The organism is Winkia sp. C0117E2, assembly GCF_056590455.1.
In genome coordinates, this window is the sequence record NZ_JBWPWD010000006.1 from 127,482 (window position 1) to 146,542 (window position 19,061).

A 19,061-nucleotide genomic window follows, 5' to 3' on the forward strand; every position below is an offset into this window, starting at 1 on the left:
CGTACCGTACGAGCCGGTCTTACGGATCGTGGGCAGTATCTCGTCGAATACTTTTGCTTCGAAGGCTTGCGCGCTTGGTAGCTTCGATGACGCGATTAGTCGGTACAAATCGCCCTCGGTAATGAACCGGACTTGCTGCACGCCGCCCGCCGTCTGAAGGGGGTACCGTTTCGTTACCCCCTTGCAATGTTTCGCTAGCGCGTCCTTGGTATTGACGTACCCGAGGGCGGTTGCTACGTCCTTACCGCAGAAAAAGACCTTGCCGTCTTCCTCAAACATACGGACGCTGGTATTCTCAAAAGTGAATGGAATTAAATTACTCATTTGATTACCTTCTTTCTGCCTAGGCGCTGCAACGCCTAGGCGGTTTTTTGTTGGGCTAAGTCAGATTTCAAGAAGTCCTCATTCACAAGGACGATTGGGCGGATCCCCAGAACTTTGCTAGCTTTCCGCGCCAGAGAGGGGCTGAGGCTTCGCCTTCCCGCCTCGATATTCGCTAGGTAAGGCCGGGCAATTCCGAGGCATTCGGCTAACTCATCCTGTTTGAGTTCCCGCTGCTTGCGAACGAACGCGAGGGTTGCCCCTATGCGTTTCCGCTCCGCCCTTTGTTCCGTCATGTTCCTTTCCATGCCTCAATATTGGAACATGACCGACCTATTGTCAAGCATAAATAGGTGCAATTACGCGCTTTTCGGAACGTTACGGAACTCTAGAGAGGGCCTATTCGTTGGAACTACGCCGGTGTAGTTTCTGAAAAAGTTCCTAGAAGTTCCGTTTCATTCGTGCCATGATAAGTACATGGACGCTAAAGAAAAGCTTGGCAAAAAGGTAAAATCAGCCCGCTTCAACCTCGGCTATAAGACCCGCACAGAGTTTGCCTCTAAAGTCGGCGTCTCATCGCGAATACTCTCTGAGCTGGAGAATGGTCGCCGGAACTCTTACTCTGACGAGACCCTATGGAATGTCGATCGAGCACTTGAGTGGCCTCAAGGCACGTCCAAGGCAATCCTAGAAGGCAAAGAACTCCCTACTACCGAGCTCATAGATAGCAGCAGCTGCGCCGTGACAGCTGGCATAAGTGAAACAACACATGCCGCTGCAAGCGCAGCAGCAGCTTACGACGCTATCGCACGCGAAGGCGATGCCGAGAGCCTTGCGAAACTTTCCCCCAAGGACCGAGCAATCACGCTATGCCTTTTACATGGGAGATCGGCCAAGGATATCGACCTACTAACCAACAGAGATGCAGAAGAGCTCCTAGCTGCCACGAAGCTGAGCTTCATGCGAGAAAGCAGGAAGCTGCAGGCTGCCAGCCCGCGTTACTCGACAGAACCCACATCGAGCGGTTTTACCCGCAAGCAGATAGACGACAGCGAAGGGGGAATTCTTCGCTTTCCTCCTACCCAGTCTGATGATGAGGCGTGGGAAGAACAAGAGAAACTCCCCGCAGCAGCGCTAGAAGGCACCCCAGAAAACGCCCGTGACATACCCCACGCAGAATGAACATTAAAAATCGCCCCATCTGTCAGACCCCCACGGCATTAATTAACCCGTGGGACTGACAGAACAAGCACTCCTAGCATTTTGCGCCAGCGAAGGCGTAACAGTACGCGAAAGCAGTCAAGTCCCCGGCATGGGTAAATACGTGCACGCCACCCGCACGATCTGGCTTAACACGCGCCTTAGTACCCGCGAGCGCACCCCGGTTCTCTTGCATGAGGTCCTTCATATGCAGGCCGGGCATGTGGGCCCACAACCCCCGGCCATAGAACGCAAAATACGGCGGGATGTGGCGCGCATACTTATAAAACAAACCGACTACGCGCGCGCTGAGCGTATTGGTGGGGGCAACCTGTACACGATCGCGGAAGAACTCGACCAACCCGCATGGCTGGTACGGGACTACCGCACGGTTTTGGAGGGTAGGCTATTAGGCAGGCCTGGCTGTAGGATTGCTTAAACCGTAGAAACAGCTCAAGGGGTGCGATGTGGGGCCTGTAACGGCGAGAGAAGCTAAAAGTATTACCATCCGAAAATGGGGCCTCCTGGCAACGCTGGTCGGGTTTGTGTTACTTTTCTTAATCCCGGTAATTGGCATTCTCGCCGTAGTGATTGGGACCATAGCCGTTATAGTAGGCTCTCTGCTGGGGTATCCAGATTGGAAGAATCGCCCCCACGCAAAACCTCTCCCCAAGGGTACGTACCACGTGCCCCCACCAACCCTTCCTACCGAAAAGGCCGCGCCTGCCAGTGAGCCCACCTTTAACGAAGATCTAAACTTTACTTTCGATGTTGACCTAGCGGCCACCCTTTCAGGGGGCCGTCGCATTGAACCCGTATATGTACAGGTTGATTTTGACCCATCGTGCGAATGGTCCGGCCTGTACACCTACAGGTGGTTTCTGCCTGAAGAACCCCAGGTAGGGGATCGGGTAATTGTAGACGCGCGTGGAGAGCTCACAACCGCGACGGTAGCGCGGGTAGGAGTTAGAGGCGATTACAAGGGGTATATAAAAGTGATTCGCGGGAAACGCTAACGGCTATTTTGTTAGGGGCACGGTTGAGCACGCAGCTAGTTTTGCCCGTAATGGTGCGGATTATTTTGATCGGCGAGAGTTTTGGGGCAAGAAGTTCTAAAAGTAGGTGGCGCAATCAGTCGTATTGCTTAAGTCTCACGCCGAGGGCGCAATGTGCGCATAGCATCTTGAGCGTAAGCTCTATCGGAAGGTCCCCCCATGTACCCACCCTCACCCGGGCCATATACTCCCCCACGCAGGAGGATGCAGTACCCAGAACAGCCCAAGAATAAAGTGCTAATCGTAGTGCTGTGCTTACTGTTAGTGCTGGGGGCTGCGGTACTTGCCGGCGCTGGTTACGTCGCCTATAAAGCCGCAGGCGCTTCGCAGAGAGCTTCCTCTCCTACTACCGGTAAAGCAGATACTAAAGAACCTGCCAGTGGATCAACGGATCCCGCTCCAGGCAATTACCAGCTCAAACGCAACGACAAAGTTGCCTTTCTTCTACAAGGCATGTACAAATCGTGCGCCCAAGGCGAATCTTGGCTTCAACTAGTCGACGGGCCGGCAGGACCTCGCACATTGCACTTCCTTCCCACAGAACCGCCCAAAGGCACAGAAAAAGAAGTATCCCTCTTATGCATGTGGAAAGATCTCGGACTACCTAAGGAATCCTTCGCTAAGGTGACAAATAGCGAAGACAAAGAGAAGCACATGATAGTTCAAGGCGGAGTCATGCTTACATGGCAATGGACTGAGAGCAAGGACTTCATTGCTACCCTTTACGATTCGCGAGATTACGGTACATCAGACTAGCCTGCCGTAGTCGCCCTAGTAGGAGTAATGGCAGTAGTTCTTCGCTGATTATTTGCTTGTACCCCTACTAGCTATTTCTCGTTGGTGGATGTTCTATTAGGCTCCTTATATTTGCCGTGTAACGTGACACGATTAAGTGGTTTCAAGGGGTGTTTTGAGGGCCTTTGAGGCGTTTATAAATCAGGCTCAGAATCAGCTTTGACGTGGGCTTTTGCCTGATGAGAGGCAGTTTTGCTAGGATCCTGCTACTTGGGTTCGATTCCCGTCACCCGCTCCACTATGACGTCGAAAATGATAAGTACCCTTTTGCGTTAGCGAGTACGCCCCAAGGGGGTCAAGAAAATCGCTTGCGTTAGCGAGTGTATAGCGCGTTTGCCCTGACCTGCGGAAATGCTTTCCTCTCTTTCGACCGAGCGAGCGTTTGCGTTAGCAGGCGTTGATTTGGTCGAGGTGGATAGCGTGGTCGGCGACCTCGGTAACGAGTTCAGCATCGTGGGTGATGACGATGACGACGGCACCAGTGTCAGCGAGTTTACGCATTACTCGGGAAATCGCGACAAGGTGCTTGTAGCCAACACCTGATGTCGGCTCGTCGAAGATGTAGACCTTCTTGTTCGCGGCAAGCGCTGTAGCAATAACCAGACGTTGACGTTGCCCACCAGAGAGTGCTTGGGGATGATCAGCCTCATGGTCGGTGAGGTCGAGTTCTTTAAGGATCGCCTGGGCGTCGATGTGTTGTTTTTCGGCTCTCGTTATCCCGAGCGTGACTTCGTCAATAGCGGTGTCTGAGAATAGCTGCCGGGTGGGGTCTTGCATTACGAGGTATGCGTCCCGGTTGGTGAATTTTTGCCTATTGAGTGTGATGGATGCACCTTTGGCTTTTTCGAGTCCGCAGATGATGCGTGCCAGTGTTGATTTGCCTGACCCGCACGGGCCGAGGAGCGCTGTGATTTTCCCTGCCGGAAAGAGCAGATGGCCGATGTTGAGAACCGTGTTTCCGTGGCGGTAGGCGAAGGTGAGGTTGTCAATCTCAAGCCCATCTCCTGCCGGTTGCGGAAGTTGTGGCATAGGCACAGTCACTAGGGATCGCAGCCCAAGCTGTTTGCGCTCCTCATCCGAGGTAGCGTAGAACTCTTCGCCGGTTGCGGTGAGGGCGATGTTACCTTTATCGAAGCAGTAGACACGGTCAGCGATCCCGGAAAGGAAACTTAGCCGGTGTTCAGCAATGATGATGGTGTGTCCATCAGCTTTGAGCCTGGCGATGAGTGTGGCGAGTTGGTCGATAACGTCAGCGGACAAGTTCGCGGTTGGCTCGTCAAAGACGATCATCGACGTGTTGTTGCACATGGTGACGGCGCAGGCCACGCGTTGCATCTGCCCACCCGACAGTTGTGTGACGCGGGATTCCAACAGGTCGGCGATACCTAACTCGGCTGCAACCTCGTCAATGCGGGCACAGATCTCCTGCGGGTCGCGGCCGAGATTTTCTGGGCCGAAGGCGAGTTCTTGGCGCACGTGGGTGGTGTAGAACTGGGTGCGCGGGTTTTGAAACACTGTCGAACAGTGGTGGGCAAGCTCTGATAGATCTACTCGTGCCACGTCAATGTCGTCGACTGTGACGCTTCCGGTAAGGTCGCCGTCGTGGAAGTGCGGGATGAGCCCGTTAAATAGCCGTAGTGCGGTGGTTTTTCCTGACCCTGACGCGCCACACAGCAAGGTGACAGTTCCCTGCGAAATAGTGAGGTTGGCGCCATTGATTGAGGGGTGGTCTGCTCCTCGATAGGTGAAGGTGACCCCAGTTGCTTGGGCTATTGTCATAGGACGATTCTCCATATCGCGAAGCTGATAACGATGAGCAGAATGACCGCGTCGATCACACGGAATTTCACGACCGTGACTGAGGTGGGCTTTGCGGTTCCGCCCAGTCCGCGTACAAGGGCAGCAGATGCCAGTTCGTCTCCGCTGCGTACCACGGTCGATAGCAGCGGGATTGTGAAGTATTGCGCCGCACGCAGGGAAAGCGCGGACATGCCGCGTAGTTTCATGGCATCTGAGATCGCTTTAACCTCGTGGCCGATCACGGGCAGCACACGTAACGCGACTGAGATCGGGATCGTGAAACAGGTCGGGATTCGTGAGCTGGCGAGTGCTTTTTGCAAGGTGGCAGGTCGGATCACACCGATCGCGTAGGCTCCCATTCCTGCGCTGACACTGAATCGCCACATCCACTGCAAAAACAGCACGAGGAACGCGCTGGCCGTTGACTTCCACACCAGTGGTATCACGAAGACGAGTGTGCCGAGAGCCGCAAACGTGGCCAGGTAGACGGCAACCCAGCTCGGGCGCACGAGCGTGTTGGGGTTGATCGTAGCGCTCGCCAGCATCACGGCGGCGAATCCGCCCAGAGCACACACGAACCACGGCGAGTAGGCACTGTAGATCGTGGTGGAGACGATGACGAGCGCTACGATAATCGTGCGCGGGTCGGGAAGTTTAGACAAGACCGGCCCGTTCAAAGTGTTTGCGCGCCACCCGGGTTCCCAACAGACCAGCAAGCCAGCCAACGATGAGCATCACGACGAAGAAGCCCAACAGAATCGGAATCGTGACAACCTGCGCCATCTTCGCGGCATACTCGGCACCCATTTGTTCGGCGATCTGCGACATATATGCGTCTTGGTTCATAAATAGCGGAATCCACGGGGAAACATAGATCGGCAGGATAAACAGTGCATATGCCAGCGGGACACGAACTTTCACGCTCTTCGGCCCCTTGGTGATCACCAAGTCAGCGAGCAGGCCGAACACAGCGGCGATCGCAATTCCTCCCACCCAGTGACCCGTTACGAAGAAGAGGACTTCGATGAGGATCAGCATGATTGTCAATGCCCCCATCTTCGGAGTGCGGGCAGTAAACAGCGCAAAGACGATGCCGTTAACGAGGATAGAAAGCAGGAAACCGGCATACATGGCAGCCGGAATGAACCCGAGCATTCCGAATGCAAACACGATGACAAACATCAAAGCGGTGAAGACGCCGATATTGATGAAGTCGCGCGTGTTTAGGCGCGAGGACGTGGGTGTGGACATAGTTATTCCTTTCATGATTGTGAACAGTGCTGTGTTTTAGACGAGTTGCCATCCGGCGGCGTTGATGCGCTCTTGCCAGAAATCGCGGTATTGACCTGGCTGGTTGACCAGCTCGTCGTGGCACCCGCGCTGGGCGATACGCCCACCGTGGGAGAGCACAATGATTTGGTCAGCTTGGCGAATGGTTTCAAGTTTGTGGGCGATCACGATCAGTGTGGAGTGCTTGCGTAGCTCGTTCATCGCCGCAACAATGTTGGCTTCATTTTCCGCATCCAACGCGCTGGTGGCCTCATCGAACAGCGCGATCGGGGCCTTCTTCACCAAGGCGCGGGCGATAGAGACGCGTTGGCGTTCCCCACCTGACAGTGCGCGCCCGCCAGCACCCGCCAATGAATTCCAGCCGTCTGGGAGCCGGTTGACGATTTCGGTCACGCCCGACAGGTCAGCGGCCCACCTGATTTCTTCATCGGTAGCTTCTGGGTTGCCAAGGCGAATGTTGGCTTCGAGCGTGTCATTGAATAAATAGACGTCTTGGAAAACGAGAGACACCTGGCGCATCAAATCTTCGGTGGTCTGCTCGCGCACATCAACCCCGCCAACGTATACGCTGCCGGACTGCACATCCCAGAAACGTGCAACCAACCTCGCGATTGTGGTTTTTCCGCAGCCGGAAGGGCCAACCAGGGCACACATGCCGCCTTGCGGGACATGGAAGGAAATATCACGGAGAACCGGGGTGTCCGGATCGTAGCCGAAGGCGACGTCCTCGAAACGAACATCACCAGGAGCGCTCACCGGTGTGGAGACATCGGGTTCGGACAGTTCGGGAGCGTCCATGATCTTGTCGACGTGATTCATTTGCTGGCGGCGTTCTTCCAGCCCGGTCATGCAGCCACCGATGTCTTGGAGCATGGTGGTGAACCGCAGGCACATGCCGATGGTGACCACAGCGTTCAACGCATTCATCTGCCCGCCGAGGGCGAGTTGGGCGGTCAGCCAAATCATTACCACGACAAGGGCTTGGACGAACATTCCGTTTATCAGGTTCGCTAATGTTTCGATCCACAATGCTTTGCGGCTTTTGCGGTCAGCCTGTTTGAATGCCCGATCAAGGGCCGGGTAGTCGTCGGCGACATGGCAGGAGCGCAGCGCGCCTTGGCAGGTGGAGAATTCGACCATGCGAGCCGCCAGCTCCGATTCTGCTGGTTCGGAAACCTGTTTGCCCTTATCGAGAAGCACACGGGAGATATGAAGGAAGGCGAGCATGATCGGGAAGGCGATCGTCAAGGTCAGTCCCAGTCGCCAATCCCAGAACCACGTGCCCACAGTGATCACCAGCACGGCTGAGAGTTTTTGGACGAGGGAGAAAATGAAATGTGCCGCCGACTCGCCCAAGTTCATCATTTCCTGGGTGACCATGCGCGACAGCCGTCCAGAACTACCCGAATCAAACACTCCCAACGGTAGGCGGGCTACCTTGTTGCCGACCGCTTGGTGTACGTCGTGAATGAACCCGAGCGCGCCGATATAGCCGGTGCGCATGCCATAAAACTCCGTGCCCACGCCCAGCATCGCGATTACCGCCAAGGCGATGAGCCAGCCCCAAAACGACAGCCCCCACACCGGCATTCCGGTCGCTAGGGCACTTGCTGCGGGAAGCAAAGTCAGCAGGGCAAAGCCGTGACACAGTCCTGAGACCGCACCCCACGCTTGACCGACCGAGAGGTCTCGCCACGAGGCGGGTTCCATCAAACGCTTAAAGCGTGGCAGCAATAGTTGATTCATCGTGTCATCTCCTCGCATGCACCTTGGGCAAGAAGTGCCTGATAGTGCGCATTACCCAACAGCTCGTCGTGTTTACCGACCACAGCAATGCGCCCGCGTTCCATGACGACGATTTGGTCTGCCCCTCTGATCGAGGCCAGTCGGTGGGCGATCACAATCACGGTTCTGCCTTTGGCAAGAGTCGAGAGAGCTTGTTGGATTTTCGATTCCGATTCCGGGTCCGCCATCGCCGTCGCCTCGTCCAACACCAACACTGGGGCATCAACCATGAGCGCCCGGGCGATCGCGATACGGGCTGCCTGCCCGCCCGAAACGTGGGTATCCTCACCCAACACAGTGTCGTAACCATCTGGCAGGCTCATGATGAACTCATCGATCTGCGCCGCCCGCGCCGCCTGCCGCACCTGATCCAAGGTTGCGTCTGGCGCGCCAAGAGCGATGTTGTTTCGAATGGTGTCGCGAATAAGCTGTGCATCTTGCAGGACAAATGCGACCGTCGAATACAACACATCCTGGGAAATGCTCTTTAGATCAACCCCGCCAATAGTGATCGTGCCAGCATCTGGATCATCGAAGCGGGCAATCAAACTCGCCAACGTCGACTTTCCCGCGCCCGAAGGCCCAACCAGCGCGGTCACCGTGCCTGCCGGAATGCTCAGGCTCACTTCGTCTAACGCTTGGGTCTCGTCATAGGCATACGACACACCCCGAATCTCGATATCATGACCCTTTGGCGTCTGCGGCATATCTGGCTGAGGCAATGCCGGTAGCTCCATGACGTTCACCAGCCGTACTGCCGCAGACCCTGCGAGCTGGTACGACCAGGCGATGGTTGCGACTGCCATCAACGCTCCCGGCAACACCAAGGCGATCAACGTGGTCGTTATCACCTCGTAGATGCTCACCCAACCGGCGTTCATCATCAACGCGCCACCGCCAAGGTTCACGATCAACAACACCGGGATCGACACCCACGAAAATGAGGCGACCGACATCGACACCAGCGGCATGCACCATGCCCGGTAGAACTTAGAAAACTCGTTAGCTGCATCTAAATAGGCTTTATGTGCTTGGCCGACCTTGCCGAACGCTTTCACCACTGAGATACCGGCAACGAACTCGGCCATCGTTGCCGAAACCTGAGCGAGCTTGGTATCCATTTGTGCGGTCTTCTCATTCATCCCACGCATCGACATGCCATACATGCCCACATAGATCGGAATCGTCGCGATCGACAGCAGAGCGAGCCGCCAATCCACCACGAACGCATAGGCTAACAAGGCGAGCGGGGATACGATCGCGTTCAGTTTCTCAATCGGCCCGTGCGCGATCACTGTGTGCACCGTGGCCGTATCATCCTGAATGGTCTTGCGGATCTTCCCCTCACCCTCGCGGGTAAACCACGACAGCGGAGCAGTCGACATGCGGGCGGCAATCTGGCGGCGCATTTGATTACGCAACGACAGGTCAATAAAATGCGTCACGCCCAATGCAACAAAATATAAGGTCAACCGGGCCATGTATGCGCTGACGAGGAGCATCACGATCCAGTTCACCCGCGCCGGGTCCACCCGGTCTTGCATCAGCGCAGCTCCCAGCTCCACCAAAGCCACATAGGGTGCGATAGCCAACACACCAGAGAGAAAAGCTAAAACCTGCGCGATAAACAGTTTGCCTTTCACCGGCTGCGATAGCTGACGGATCGCGTTCTGGCCAGCGACAGATTTTTCCTTCGCCGACTCATACTCGCCTTCAACAACCTGATCCATTACACTATCGTTCACGCAAACACCATCCTTATTAGATAAGGGTAACCTTACTTTATTTCTGGGAGGTGTACCTAACCGTGCACGTCAACTGATATGAGCATCACCCTTTCAGGGCAATCCTCACCTGTTCACCGGTGCGGAACACGAACCGGATCCCGTCCTCGTCTACGATGGCGTGGTCGATCAGTGCGCTCCACTGCGCGGGGCGAAAATCGTTCACAGGTTCGCCCGCCAGATCGCCTAGGGCTGTGGTGACGGCGGCATGCTTGGCAGTGTTCGCTGCAATATCTGCCTCTAGGCTCGCTTTGCATGCGAGTGTCTTACGGCAGGCAGTATCGAGCTCTGTGTACTTGTTTTGGTAGGCGTCTTGGTCGAGCGCGCGTTGCTGGTTTTTCGCTATCAGTGCTTCGATCTGCTCAGTGAGTTCCACGATTTTTGTTTGGCAGGCGGCGGCTTGTTCTTCCAAACGGCTCGTATCAAACATGGAGTCAAAGATTTGCAGTAGCTGGCTTTGCCGTGGCTGGCGGGCGATCAGTTGATTGAGCGCTTGGACGAAAGCGTTCTTGATATCTTCGTCCTTCACAGTCGCGCTGCTGCAGGGCTTGTCGCCTGCGTATTTATGGTTGCATTGCCAGACTGTGTACTTATATTTCGTGTTCGACGCCCACGTCTTACGCCCATACCACGACCCACACTGCGCACACTTGAGCCTGGTGGAGAACAAGCCGACCTTCGCTGAGGATATGTTGCCATGCCTGGTGGCGAGCTCGTATTGCACCTGATCCCAGATGCGTGGAGCAATAATCGGCTCGTGATTGCCTGTTACGTAGTATTGGGGTACTTCGCCCTCGTTGACCTTCATCTTTTTAGTAAGGAAATCGGTGGTGAACGTCTTTTGCAGCAGGGCGTCGCCTTTATATTTTTCATTGGACAGGATGGAGCGCACTGTCGAGGTTGACCACACTTCTTTCCCGCGCGGGGTGAGAATCTTGCGAGCAGCGAGCTCGGTTTTAATCTCACTGATCGCCATCCCGTCAAGGAAAAGCTGGTAGATCAACCGCACGGTCGGAGCCTGCGTCTCGTCGATGACGAGACTGCCGTCCGCTCCTTTCTTATATCCGAGTAGTGATGCATAGGGAACCATAATCTTCCCATCTTGAAAACGCTTCCTGTGTCCCCAGGTGACGTTCTCAGAGATGGAACGTGATTCTTCTTGCGCCAAGCTCGACATGATCGTGATGAGTAGTTCGCCTTTGGCGTCGAAGGTGTAAATATTTTCCTTCTCAAAATAGACCTCGACGCCTGCATCCTTGAGCTTGCGCACGGTAGTGAGCGAGTCGACGGTGTTGCGTGCGAACCGGGACACACTCTTGGTGAGGATCAGGTCGATTTTGCCTGCCAGGGCGTCATTGATCATGGTTTGGAAACCTTCGCGACGTTTCATAGAGGTGCCAGAGATGCCCTCATCGGAGTACATGCCCGCGAACCGCCAATCACTACGTGAGCGAATGTAGGTGGTGTAGTAGTCGATCTGAGCCTCATACGAGGAGGTTTGTTCTTCCATCTCAGTAGAAACGCGAGCATACGCCGCCACCCGTCTGCGCGCTGGTACCCCGGACGGGGTTGTGACATTCCCAAGTTTCTTTGTTGCGGGTATCGCTGTGACCGTGCGACTCATGCCAACCACCCCTCACTGGTTAAGCCCACCGGCATCATGGTTCCATCTGCGAGGTGGAAGGTGAGCTGATGCTCGAAGGCCTCGATCATCACGACCTGCTCGCCAACCTGGACAGGGTCGAAACCCTGGGTGCCGAGCATCTCTGCGCAGGCGTGTTCGAGGAGCGTTTCGCGCAGGTTGTGCCCCCTACAGGGGTTTCCGTTTCCGGTGCAGGCACTCCAGCAGCGCCAGAACTTGTATGAGGTTCCAGACTTGTAGGTGCGGGTTTTGCGTTGATAGTTCTTCCCGCACGCGCCGCAGCAGATCCGCCCGGTGAATACGCCCGTGTTTTTTGACGGGGTGGCAGCCGGGCCCACCTCACGCCTGTGCGCGATTTCTTTCTGAACGGCGTCAAAGGTTGTTTCGTCAATGATGGCTGGTAGTGCATTGTCGACCCAGTATCGCGGCAGCTCCCCGTCGTTGAGGGAGCGTGTGGGTGCTTGGATTGTGGGGCGGTACATTTTCTGTAGCATTTGGCAGCCCTTGTAGCGCTCATTTTCGAGCATGCGACGAAACACTGACCCGTAGAACCGTCCCCCTCCCCGAGAGCGTTTACCTTCAGCATTGAGCATCGTCGCGGTTTTCTCCGGGCTAATCCCGTCCAAGAAATTCGCAAACAGTAAGCGCACGATCTTGGCTTCCTCTTCGATGATGGTGAACTGGCCGTCTGCCCATTTGTATCCATAGACAACGAAGGAGTTTGTGCCCCCGCTCTTGTATCGGTTCCGGATCGCCCATTTCACGTTCTGGGATAGCGAGCGTGATTCTTCTTGGGCGAATGAGGCCAGCAAGGTTAACAGCAGTTCCCCGTCAGCGCTAAGGGTGTCGATGCGTTCGCGTTCGAACCGTACGGCCACGCCAAGGTCTTTCAGCTCACGGACCGTAGCGAGCAGGTCGATTGTGTTGCGGGCTAGGCGTGAGATTGATTTACACAACACAATATCGACACCCCCACTCCTGGCTGCGTCCATCAGATCGGCCAGGCCTTGTCGGGATTTTGTTGACGTGCCGGTGATACCCTCGTCGGTGAACACGCCGACGTAGGCCCATCCGGGTGTGGATTGGATCAGGCGCGAGTAATACGAAACCTGCGCCGATAGGGATGCTAACTGCTCTGTGCCGTTGGTTGAGACCCTCGCGTATGCCGCCACGTTGACCAGTTTCGGGGCAGGCGACCGAACTGGTGTCACCACACTGATGTGTGCCACGTTTTCTCCTTTCGCGTTAGGTCTATACACGCTCTAAACCAAGTGTTTATCCAGTCGTTTCGCCCACAATCTGTGGTTGATAGATCGGCGTCCACGCCTTCCATAACAACCGGTGAGCACGCTGATACTCTGCGGGCGTGAGCACGCCCCGCCCCGCCAGCACGCTCAACGTGTGAGAGTCCGTGATGAAGGCGAGTTCTCGGGCGAACACGTCAGGTTGGGCCAGTTGATCAACAGGAGCGGCGAGCGTGTTCATGGTTGTCCGCCACGGGTGCCGAAGCGAGCACGTACATAGCAGGCGTGACAGCAAAACTTTTGACCTGGTTTGTCCACGATCGCGAAGCGGCGTCCGCAGTGCGTACAGGTCTGCTCGCGCGCAGGCTCGGTTTTCTGTCGATGCCGCCACGCTTTATGCCTGCAGGCGGGCGAGCAAAACCGAGCCCGAGCTGCTCCCTGTATAGGGCTGGCACACCAGTGGCATACCTGCCAGGCCATCACCGGAGCGGCGTCAAGGTTTCGGGTTGTGCAGTACGAGCGGACCTGGTCACGAGTTAGGGCGCAAAACTCGGCAATCGCTTTATACCCCCAGCCCGCCGTGCGCAGGTTGCGGATACGTTGTTCATCAAGATCATTCACAGTGGGGTCACTCCCTTCACCCCACTGCCGACAAACCCCCGATTGTTAAATCCGTCCATGAAACGACGAAAAGCCCCGCCACCACCGGCTCCCCGAGGATTGGGAAGTCACAGTGGTGACGGGGCTCAGTCGCTCCGACGTGGCGCGGATGTTTAGTAGCCGAGCTTGGCATTCACGCGAGCTTGTACGGCGCTGTAGAGATTTCCGAGTCGGCGCTTACGTTCCTCACCGTTGCCGTACTCGCCGCGAATAACGGCATCGGCAAGAGCATCAATGTTCGGCCCTGCTGGCTTCGCGGCAGGTGCGTTGCCAGAGAGCTTCTCGTTCACGCGCTGCTGGACAGCCGCATAGTTGGCTCCGAGGCAACGCTTACGCTCCTCACCGTTCCCGTAATCGCCGCGAATCACTGCATCAGCGAGAGCGTCGATATTCGGCGCTGCAGGAGCGGGTGCTGGTGCACTACCGCTCATCTGGTCATACCAAGACTGTGCGCGGGACATGTAGGCAGCATGCTGAGAACCAGCAAGAGAAGCCGGACAAGCAGTCGCAGAAAAGTCCTTGTGCCCGAAGACGTTCTTGCCCCAAGCCGGGCGGCCAAGACCGTAGAACTTGCAAACGGCCGCCACGAGGTGTGCTCCGTTATCGAGGCACGCCTCCGACACAGCCCACGGGTTCGAGGACACATCCGCATGCTCGATGCCGATACTGGTGGTGTTGGCGGCAAAGTTGCCTGCATGCCAGGCGGTATCGCGATCCCACACCAACTGGCCGATGCGTCCGTCGGTTTGGACTTGGTAGTGGGCGGAAGCTGGACGCGTTTGCCACACGTCGTAGCAGCCCCTAATGGTGAGGTTTCCGGCGTTGTGGTGAATGATGACCTTATCGATCCGCCTACCATTCCTGCCGGGCGTGTAGTGTGTGTTCATGATGAGGTCGATGTCAGCCTCAAGCGTGTTCCAATTCTTCATCAGTGAATCTCCTTTTCAGTGGTTGGTGGTTCGGTCAGTGAGGGTCTTGTTTCGGCGCGGTTGGCGATCGCATCGAGCGCCCCACGCATTTGGGATGGGACGGGTAGGCCGAGGCGGGTGGCGTTCTCCACGAGGGAGATGCCTTCGTTGGATAGGTAGAAGAAGATGACCGCCGCTCGCAGCACGCCGGGTGCTCCGAGAATATGGACGTCGATCAAATGGGCGAGGCCGACGAGGGTGAAGATGAGGATTTTGCGGCTGATACCCCTAAAACCGACGGATGAGCTGAGGCGGCGTTCGTTGATGGCGGCCAGCACCCCGGTGATGTAGTCGGCGATAGTGAAAACAATCAGCGCATAGACGAGGCCGTCGAGCCCTCCAAGATAAGCGGCGAGCCACGCACCAATACCAGCGATGCCGGCTTGAATGGCGTGCCAGATGGCGTGTAGGGACATGGGTATTCCTTTCTGTGGGCATAAAAATTGCCCACACCCATCTGGGGTGAAGGCATCAAAAATTGGTGTAGCGCAGCGTGTTACATGGTCGGGTCAGTGAGGACCTCGAGAATTGGCAGGCTCAAGTCGAAGGACGCCACCTTGGGCGCTGGGAGTTCTTGGGCTTCGATGGCCTCTGCTGGTGGTGCGGGCGTGGCATCGGACTCAACTGGGACGATGGGTAGCTGTACTTCTTCGCTAGACGTTGACTCATCATCTGAAACGTCGGTCATTTCTGTGTCCTTTTCTTCCTTGTCCTTCATTGGCCACCCTTGGTGATGGCGTCGTAGAGGACGTCGTAGGCTTCCGCCGCCACGCCAGACAGTTCACCCTCATAGCCGTCAAGAAGTGCTTTCACGTCCTTGTCGTGGCCGTCGTAGGTGGGCCCCGACACTTCCGCAACAGATGCCAGCAGATTCTGACGGGCATCGAGGAATTCACTGGCTTTGTCGGGGTCGGCGAGCATGAAGGTGCCGTCATCTGCGAACACTGGGCGACCATGATCGTCGAGTGTTGCATAGTGGGTGACGAGGTCGTATTCGTCTTCCCCGAACCGTGCAATCGCTTCCTTCACTAGCGTGAGGAGTTTGGAGCGCGCCCTGGATTGAGCGGCTTTGAGCGGCATGTTCTCGAGTAGGTCGGCGATGGGTTGCAAATGGTGGTTGGCGAGCATGATCTTCATCAGGGTTTCCTTTTACTTATGCGAGGTTGGTGGACATGGCCGACAGGCCTGTGTTGGAGAAGTACCGCCACGTGATGTTCGAGCCGGTTCCGGATATGGATGTGATCCACCCTTGATTGAGTAAGCTGAGGATCGCGTTCATCCGCGACATCAAATCTTTGGTGCGATCAAAGAGACGGGTCATGTTGTAATACGAGCCGTTGGTGACGACCATGACGTCGTAGGTGTGGAAGACGATCTTCGCCAGCCCATTGCTCGACACCCACCCGGCGTAGGTGCCTTTCCCGGTGAGCGTGCAGTCTTGCAAGGTCACGTAGCGTGAGCCGGTGGTGTAGAACTTGTAGCCGTTGGTGCGCAAGTCAGCACCAAGATGAATGCCGGCCTTGCCGTAGAAGCGTCCCTTCGGATCCAGGGTGAGGCAGGTGAAGTAGCCACCGCCGGAAACCGTCTGGTATGTCCAGGCCACATAGTCGCCTTGATAGGCGACCTGGTTGACGACGCCTTGCACGTCGGGCTTGTCCTTGTGGGCACGGCGTGCCATCTCCCCGATGTAGCGGGTGCCGTACCAGAACTGCATGCCCGCGCTCGTAATCTTTCCCTCCAACGTCGAGCCGTTATACCAAGCGATCTGATACGGGGTGATGCGGATAGATTGCGTCCAGCCTGCCAGGCCTACTTGGATGGCGTTGGTCGCGAGCTTGTCGGCCGTAATCGAGCGCGCCCCAATCCGAGCCGCCGACAACGTGCCGGTGGTGATCTTCCCAGCATCCAGCGAGGCGATCTTCGCGGATGTGACCGCCGCGTCCTTGATCATCGCATTGGTGATGTATCCGTTGGCGATCGTCAACTTGTCGGATGTAATCGATCCGGCGGCAATCCGCCCAGCAGCTAAATACCCGGAGGTGATCTTCGAGGCCGAGAGCGACCCGATTTTCGCGTCGGTGATCGCGGCGTCTGCGATGTGTGCGGTGCCGATGGCGGCGTCTGCGATGTGTGCTTGGCTGATCGCTTTCGACCCGATCATCGCAGCCCCAACCGGTGTTTGTTCCCATTGGTTGTTGGTGAGGATGTATTGGCGGGCGATCACGCCGTCTACGCGCACTTGCCATAGCGAGCCCTCCGGTCGGCCAGCCGCGTCCGCTACGCTCGGGTCAACAACGGCAACCGTGAGCCGCCCATCCGAAGTCATCGCAACGTCGTGGGCATCTTGCGCCAACTGGGTAGCACCAGCGGCTGCGGTCTTGGCTTGGTCGACCTCTGCGCGTGCTGCGTCGAGTTCCGCGCTGATCTGTGCATGGTTCAGATCAGTAGCGAGTGCCACCCAGTCGGGCTGCCCGGTGTCGGTGAGCCGGTAGATCCAGATTTCGGTGGTTTCGCCGTTCTGCTTGAACCATGTGTCGCCGAGCTGTGCCTTCTCGGGTTGGGCACTGCCGTAGTGGTTGGTGTTCTTCCCATCCGCTGAGGCAAGTGCGAATCCTGCCGTATCCGACGCAGCCACCGCCGTATTGATGGCGGTCTTGACTTGCCGGGTGACAGACGTGAACTTCCGAGCTACGGTTCCAAGTTCGACCGAGATGTATTGACCTGTGAGCGGGTTGTATTCGTATGCCACCACCCGTGCCGTGAGCGCGACACCAAGATCAGCGTGGCGGACGGTCACGGTGTCGCCAATTTCGACGGTTTCCAGGCGTGCAAGGTCAGCGTATTCGCGGGTTTGTGAAAGGTCAGTGAAGTGGATCTTGTACGAAGCGGACGGCTCATCCACATGCTTGGCGTTGAATTCTGCTGCCGCCAGTCGGCGTAGTTCGCCGTGTGCTTGGTCGAGTGGAAGCTCGCCTTCACGTGGGTTGTCTTTATCCGTGATGGCTTTGACTTGTCCGTAGCGGATGACGCGGATACGCGGCACCACATAGTCCCCCAATTTCGGGCTATCCACATAGAGTTCAGGCAAGAGCAGGCCGTCGTAGCCAATCGGCAAAATCCGCATCACCACCGTCGAAAAATCAATGGATGATTCGAAGCCGGTGAGGTTCTTCCGATCACTGATGACCATCCCGTGGTTGGCTCCGCGCATGGGCGCGTGATGGATATGGAAATTATCGCGGGTCAGTTCGCCGCCCCAACGCGCAGCGAACGTATTGTCCTCGCCCGCATCCATGAGAGCGGCGGCGATGGGCATGCGCACCAACCGCGCCGAAGACCTAGTCACCGTATCCGATGAGGTAGCAGTAAACCCGTGCTTAGTGTTCGCCGCCCCAAGGATCTGCGTCAGTGCGCCTTTCGCGGTTTTGTTGACCACGTAGGTGTCGGCGATGAGATTCGCCGCCAAATCATAGAAGACATGAAACGCCGTTACTTCGAGCATTCCTTCGAGGGTGGTGACGACCTCGCTAATCCGGAAACCCTGACGTTGCTCCAGCCTTGGCACGGGCGCTGCCACAATGTTCTCAAGTACGATGTGCGTGGCAGCAGGTCCATCTGCCGGGTAGGTGAAGGTCAGGGAGAATTCGCCACCCAGTTCTTCCGTCACGATCGGGTTGATGATCTCCCGATCCAAGACTCCTAGCCCGGTGGCGGTGAATGTCGTGGCGGTGCGGTCGTGAACCGTAATCATCAAAATGCCTCCAAACAGCATGAAGGCCGCCCACCACAGGACGGCTAGGAACAATTGAGCGAACGGGGTGGTTAGGGGTTGCGCCAATTCGGCACGACGACGACCTTGCTGATGCCGGTGCCGAGGGTGATCCTGTTCAACCCAGGCTTCAAGGTTGGGAAAGTTTCGGTGAGCGCATCGGTCTGCACGCGACCTGATACGTGTGCGACGAGACGCGCGCTGTCGAGCGTGATAGAGCCTGCTGGCGAATTCACGTGGTAGACGCGCGCATTGATCGTCAAAGACAACGCTCCGGTGCCAGTAACGGTGATGATCGGATCGGCATCGAGTAGGCCGGGGTTGGTGATCGTCCCCGACTCCGAGATAGTTACGGGCTTCAAGCCCTCGGTCAGGTAAGTGAAGGGCTGGCAGGTCAGGCGTGCGGTGAAGAACCCCCACCCCGACAACTCCCGGCGCAGCTCGCTCACTTCGCAGTGCTTAACCTTCCGATACACACCCGACTCACCAGTGAACGCGATCGTCTGGGCATTGGTGAGCTCGTGAGTGGCCCGCCGGTACTGGTCGAGCCCATCACGGATAGGAACGGCGAGCTCAAGCTCAAGTTCGGTGTCCTCCCAGCCCGTGAACCTGGTCAGGGTCCCGGCGCGGCCTTCGACCTCAATATCTTCCACCGCACGGACGGCTGCGGGTATCGCCACCGGGGCGGTCAAGCGCAGACCAAGCGACGTAGAGGTCACCGCGCTGTTGAGGGTGAAGCCAAACATGA

At 56.7% G+C, this 19,061-nt stretch carries 19 protein-coding genes and 1 pseudogene; 4 read left to right on the forward strand and 16 right to left on the reverse strand.

Translation table 11 applies throughout. The annotated features are described in order from the left end of the window. Positions 1-90: 90 nt before the first annotated feature. Positions 91-324, reverse strand: a pseudogene (locus AC1EKG_RS09085) (BRO-N domain-containing protein); the annotation flags it as partial. A gap of 35 nt (positions 325-359) precedes the next feature. Beyond that, positions 360-617, reverse strand: coding sequence for a helix-turn-helix transcriptional regulator (locus AC1EKG_RS09090; RefSeq protein WP_004808225.1), 258 nt, complete (start codon positions 615-617; stop codon positions 360-362). A 181-nt stretch (positions 618-798) separates the two neighbouring features. Here AC1EKG_RS09090 and AC1EKG_RS09095 point away from each other — a divergent pair, with 181 nt between their 5' ends. The 4 genes from AC1EKG_RS09095 (at position 799) to AC1EKG_RS09110 (ending at position 3,332) form a co-directional block, all read left to right on the forward strand. Beyond that, complete coding sequence (locus AC1EKG_RS09095; RefSeq protein WP_070424975.1) at positions 799-1,503, forward strand: helix-turn-helix transcriptional regulator; 705 nt, start codon at positions 799-801, stop codon at positions 1,501-1,503. Positions 1,504-1,552: 49 nt separating this feature from the next. After that, complete coding sequence (locus AC1EKG_RS09100) at positions 1,553-1,960, forward strand: ImmA/IrrE family metallo-endopeptidase (protein ID WP_141740500.1); 408 nt, start codon at positions 1,553-1,555, stop codon at positions 1,958-1,960. 148 nt (positions 1,961-2,108) lie between these two features. Next, on the forward strand, positions 2,109-2,537 hold the full coding sequence (locus AC1EKG_RS09105) for a hypothetical protein (RefSeq protein ID WP_141740501.1): 429 nt from the start codon (positions 2,109-2,111) through the stop codon (positions 2,535-2,537). A gap of 243 nt (positions 2,538-2,780) precedes the next feature. Continuing rightward, positions 2,781-3,332 (forward strand): hypothetical protein, encoded by a 552-nt coding sequence (locus tag AC1EKG_RS09110; protein WP_040315418.1) that lies wholly within the window; start codon positions 2,781-2,783, stop codon positions 3,330-3,332. Positions 3,333-3,758: 426 nt separating this feature from the next. Here the strand turns inward: AC1EKG_RS09110 and AC1EKG_RS09115 are convergent, their stop codons facing one another. The 14 genes from AC1EKG_RS09115 to AC1EKG_RS09180 all read right to left on the reverse strand — a co-directional run bounded on the left by AC1EKG_RS09115 (position 3,759) and on the right by AC1EKG_RS09180 (position 19,059). Continuing rightward, positions 3,759-5,150 (reverse strand): ABC transporter ATP-binding protein, encoded by a 1,392-nt coding sequence (locus AC1EKG_RS09115; protein ID WP_072510106.1) that lies wholly within the window; start codon positions 5,148-5,150, stop codon positions 3,759-3,761. Then, a complete protein-coding gene (locus AC1EKG_RS09120; protein WP_274984103.1) occupies positions 5,147-5,887 on the reverse strand; it encodes an energy-coupling factor transporter transmembrane component T family protein in 741 nt (246 codons plus the stop codon). Before AC1EKG_RS09120 ends, AC1EKG_RS09115 begins: the two co-directional genes overlap by 4 nt. Continuing rightward, positions 5,826-6,422, reverse strand: a complete 597-nt coding sequence (locus AC1EKG_RS09125; protein WP_072510107.1) for an MptD family putative ECF transporter S component — start codon at positions 6,420-6,422, stop codon at positions 5,826-5,828. The genes AC1EKG_RS09120 and AC1EKG_RS09125 overlap by 62 nt, the downstream gene beginning before the upstream one ends. 36 nt (positions 6,423-6,458) lie before the next feature. Then, positions 6,459-8,207 carry an ABC transporter ATP-binding protein gene (locus AC1EKG_RS09130; protein WP_062613093.1) on the reverse strand — a complete coding sequence of 583 codons (1,749 nt, stop codon included), beginning with the start codon at positions 8,205-8,207 and terminating at the stop codon, positions 6,459-6,461. Continuing rightward, positions 8,204-9,991 carry an ABC transporter ATP-binding protein gene (locus AC1EKG_RS09135; RefSeq protein WP_101486034.1) on the reverse strand — a complete coding sequence of 596 codons (1,788 nt, stop codon included), beginning with the start codon at positions 9,989-9,991 and terminating at the stop codon, positions 8,204-8,206. Before AC1EKG_RS09135 ends, AC1EKG_RS09130 begins: the two co-directional genes overlap by 4 nt. Before the next feature lie 85 nt (positions 9,992-10,076). Continuing rightward, a complete protein-coding gene (locus AC1EKG_RS09140; RefSeq protein ID WP_101486043.1) occupies positions 10,077-11,654 on the reverse strand; it encodes a recombinase family protein in 1,578 nt (525 codons plus the stop codon). Next, on the reverse strand, positions 11,651-12,901 hold the full coding sequence (locus AC1EKG_RS09145) for a recombinase family protein (protein WP_101486035.1): 1,251 nt from the start codon (positions 12,899-12,901) through the stop codon (positions 11,651-11,653). The genes AC1EKG_RS09140 and AC1EKG_RS09145 overlap by 4 nt, the downstream gene beginning before the upstream one ends. Positions 12,902-12,947: 46 nt before the next feature. Beyond that, positions 12,948-13,307 (reverse strand): hypothetical protein, encoded by a 360-nt coding sequence (locus AC1EKG_RS09150; RefSeq protein ID WP_257876679.1) that lies wholly within the window; start codon positions 13,305-13,307, stop codon positions 12,948-12,950. A 382-nt stretch (positions 13,308-13,689) separates the two neighbouring features. Next, positions 13,690-14,505, reverse strand: coding sequence for an N-acetylmuramoyl-L-alanine amidase (locus AC1EKG_RS09155; RefSeq protein ID WP_072510112.1), 816 nt, complete (start codon positions 14,503-14,505; stop codon positions 13,690-13,692). Then, a complete protein-coding gene (locus AC1EKG_RS09160) occupies positions 14,505-14,960 on the reverse strand; it encodes a phage holin family protein (RefSeq protein ID WP_101486036.1) in 456 nt (151 codons plus the stop codon). Before AC1EKG_RS09160 ends, AC1EKG_RS09155 begins: the two co-directional genes overlap by 1 nt. Positions 14,961-15,040: 80 nt before the next feature. Beyond that, on the reverse strand, positions 15,041-15,262 hold the full coding sequence (locus tag AC1EKG_RS09165) for an acetyl-CoA carboxylase (RefSeq protein WP_072510114.1): 222 nt from the start codon (positions 15,260-15,262) through the stop codon (positions 15,041-15,043). Next, positions 15,259-15,681 (reverse strand): DUF1617 family protein, encoded by a 423-nt coding sequence (locus AC1EKG_RS09170; protein WP_101486037.1) that lies wholly within the window; start codon positions 15,679-15,681, stop codon positions 15,259-15,261. The genes AC1EKG_RS09165 and AC1EKG_RS09170 overlap by 4 nt, the downstream gene beginning before the upstream one ends. A gap of 16 nt (positions 15,682-15,697) precedes the next feature. Beyond that, a complete protein-coding gene (locus tag AC1EKG_RS09175) occupies positions 15,698-18,295 on the reverse strand; it encodes a phage tail spike protein (protein ID WP_278614510.1) in 2,598 nt (865 codons plus the stop codon). Between the two features lie 71 nt (positions 18,296-18,366). Then, on the reverse strand, positions 18,367-19,059 hold the full coding sequence (locus tag AC1EKG_RS09180) for a hypothetical protein (RefSeq protein WP_072510116.1): 693 nt from the start codon (positions 19,057-19,059) through the stop codon (positions 18,367-18,369). Positions 19,060-19,061 lie beyond the last annotated feature (2 nt).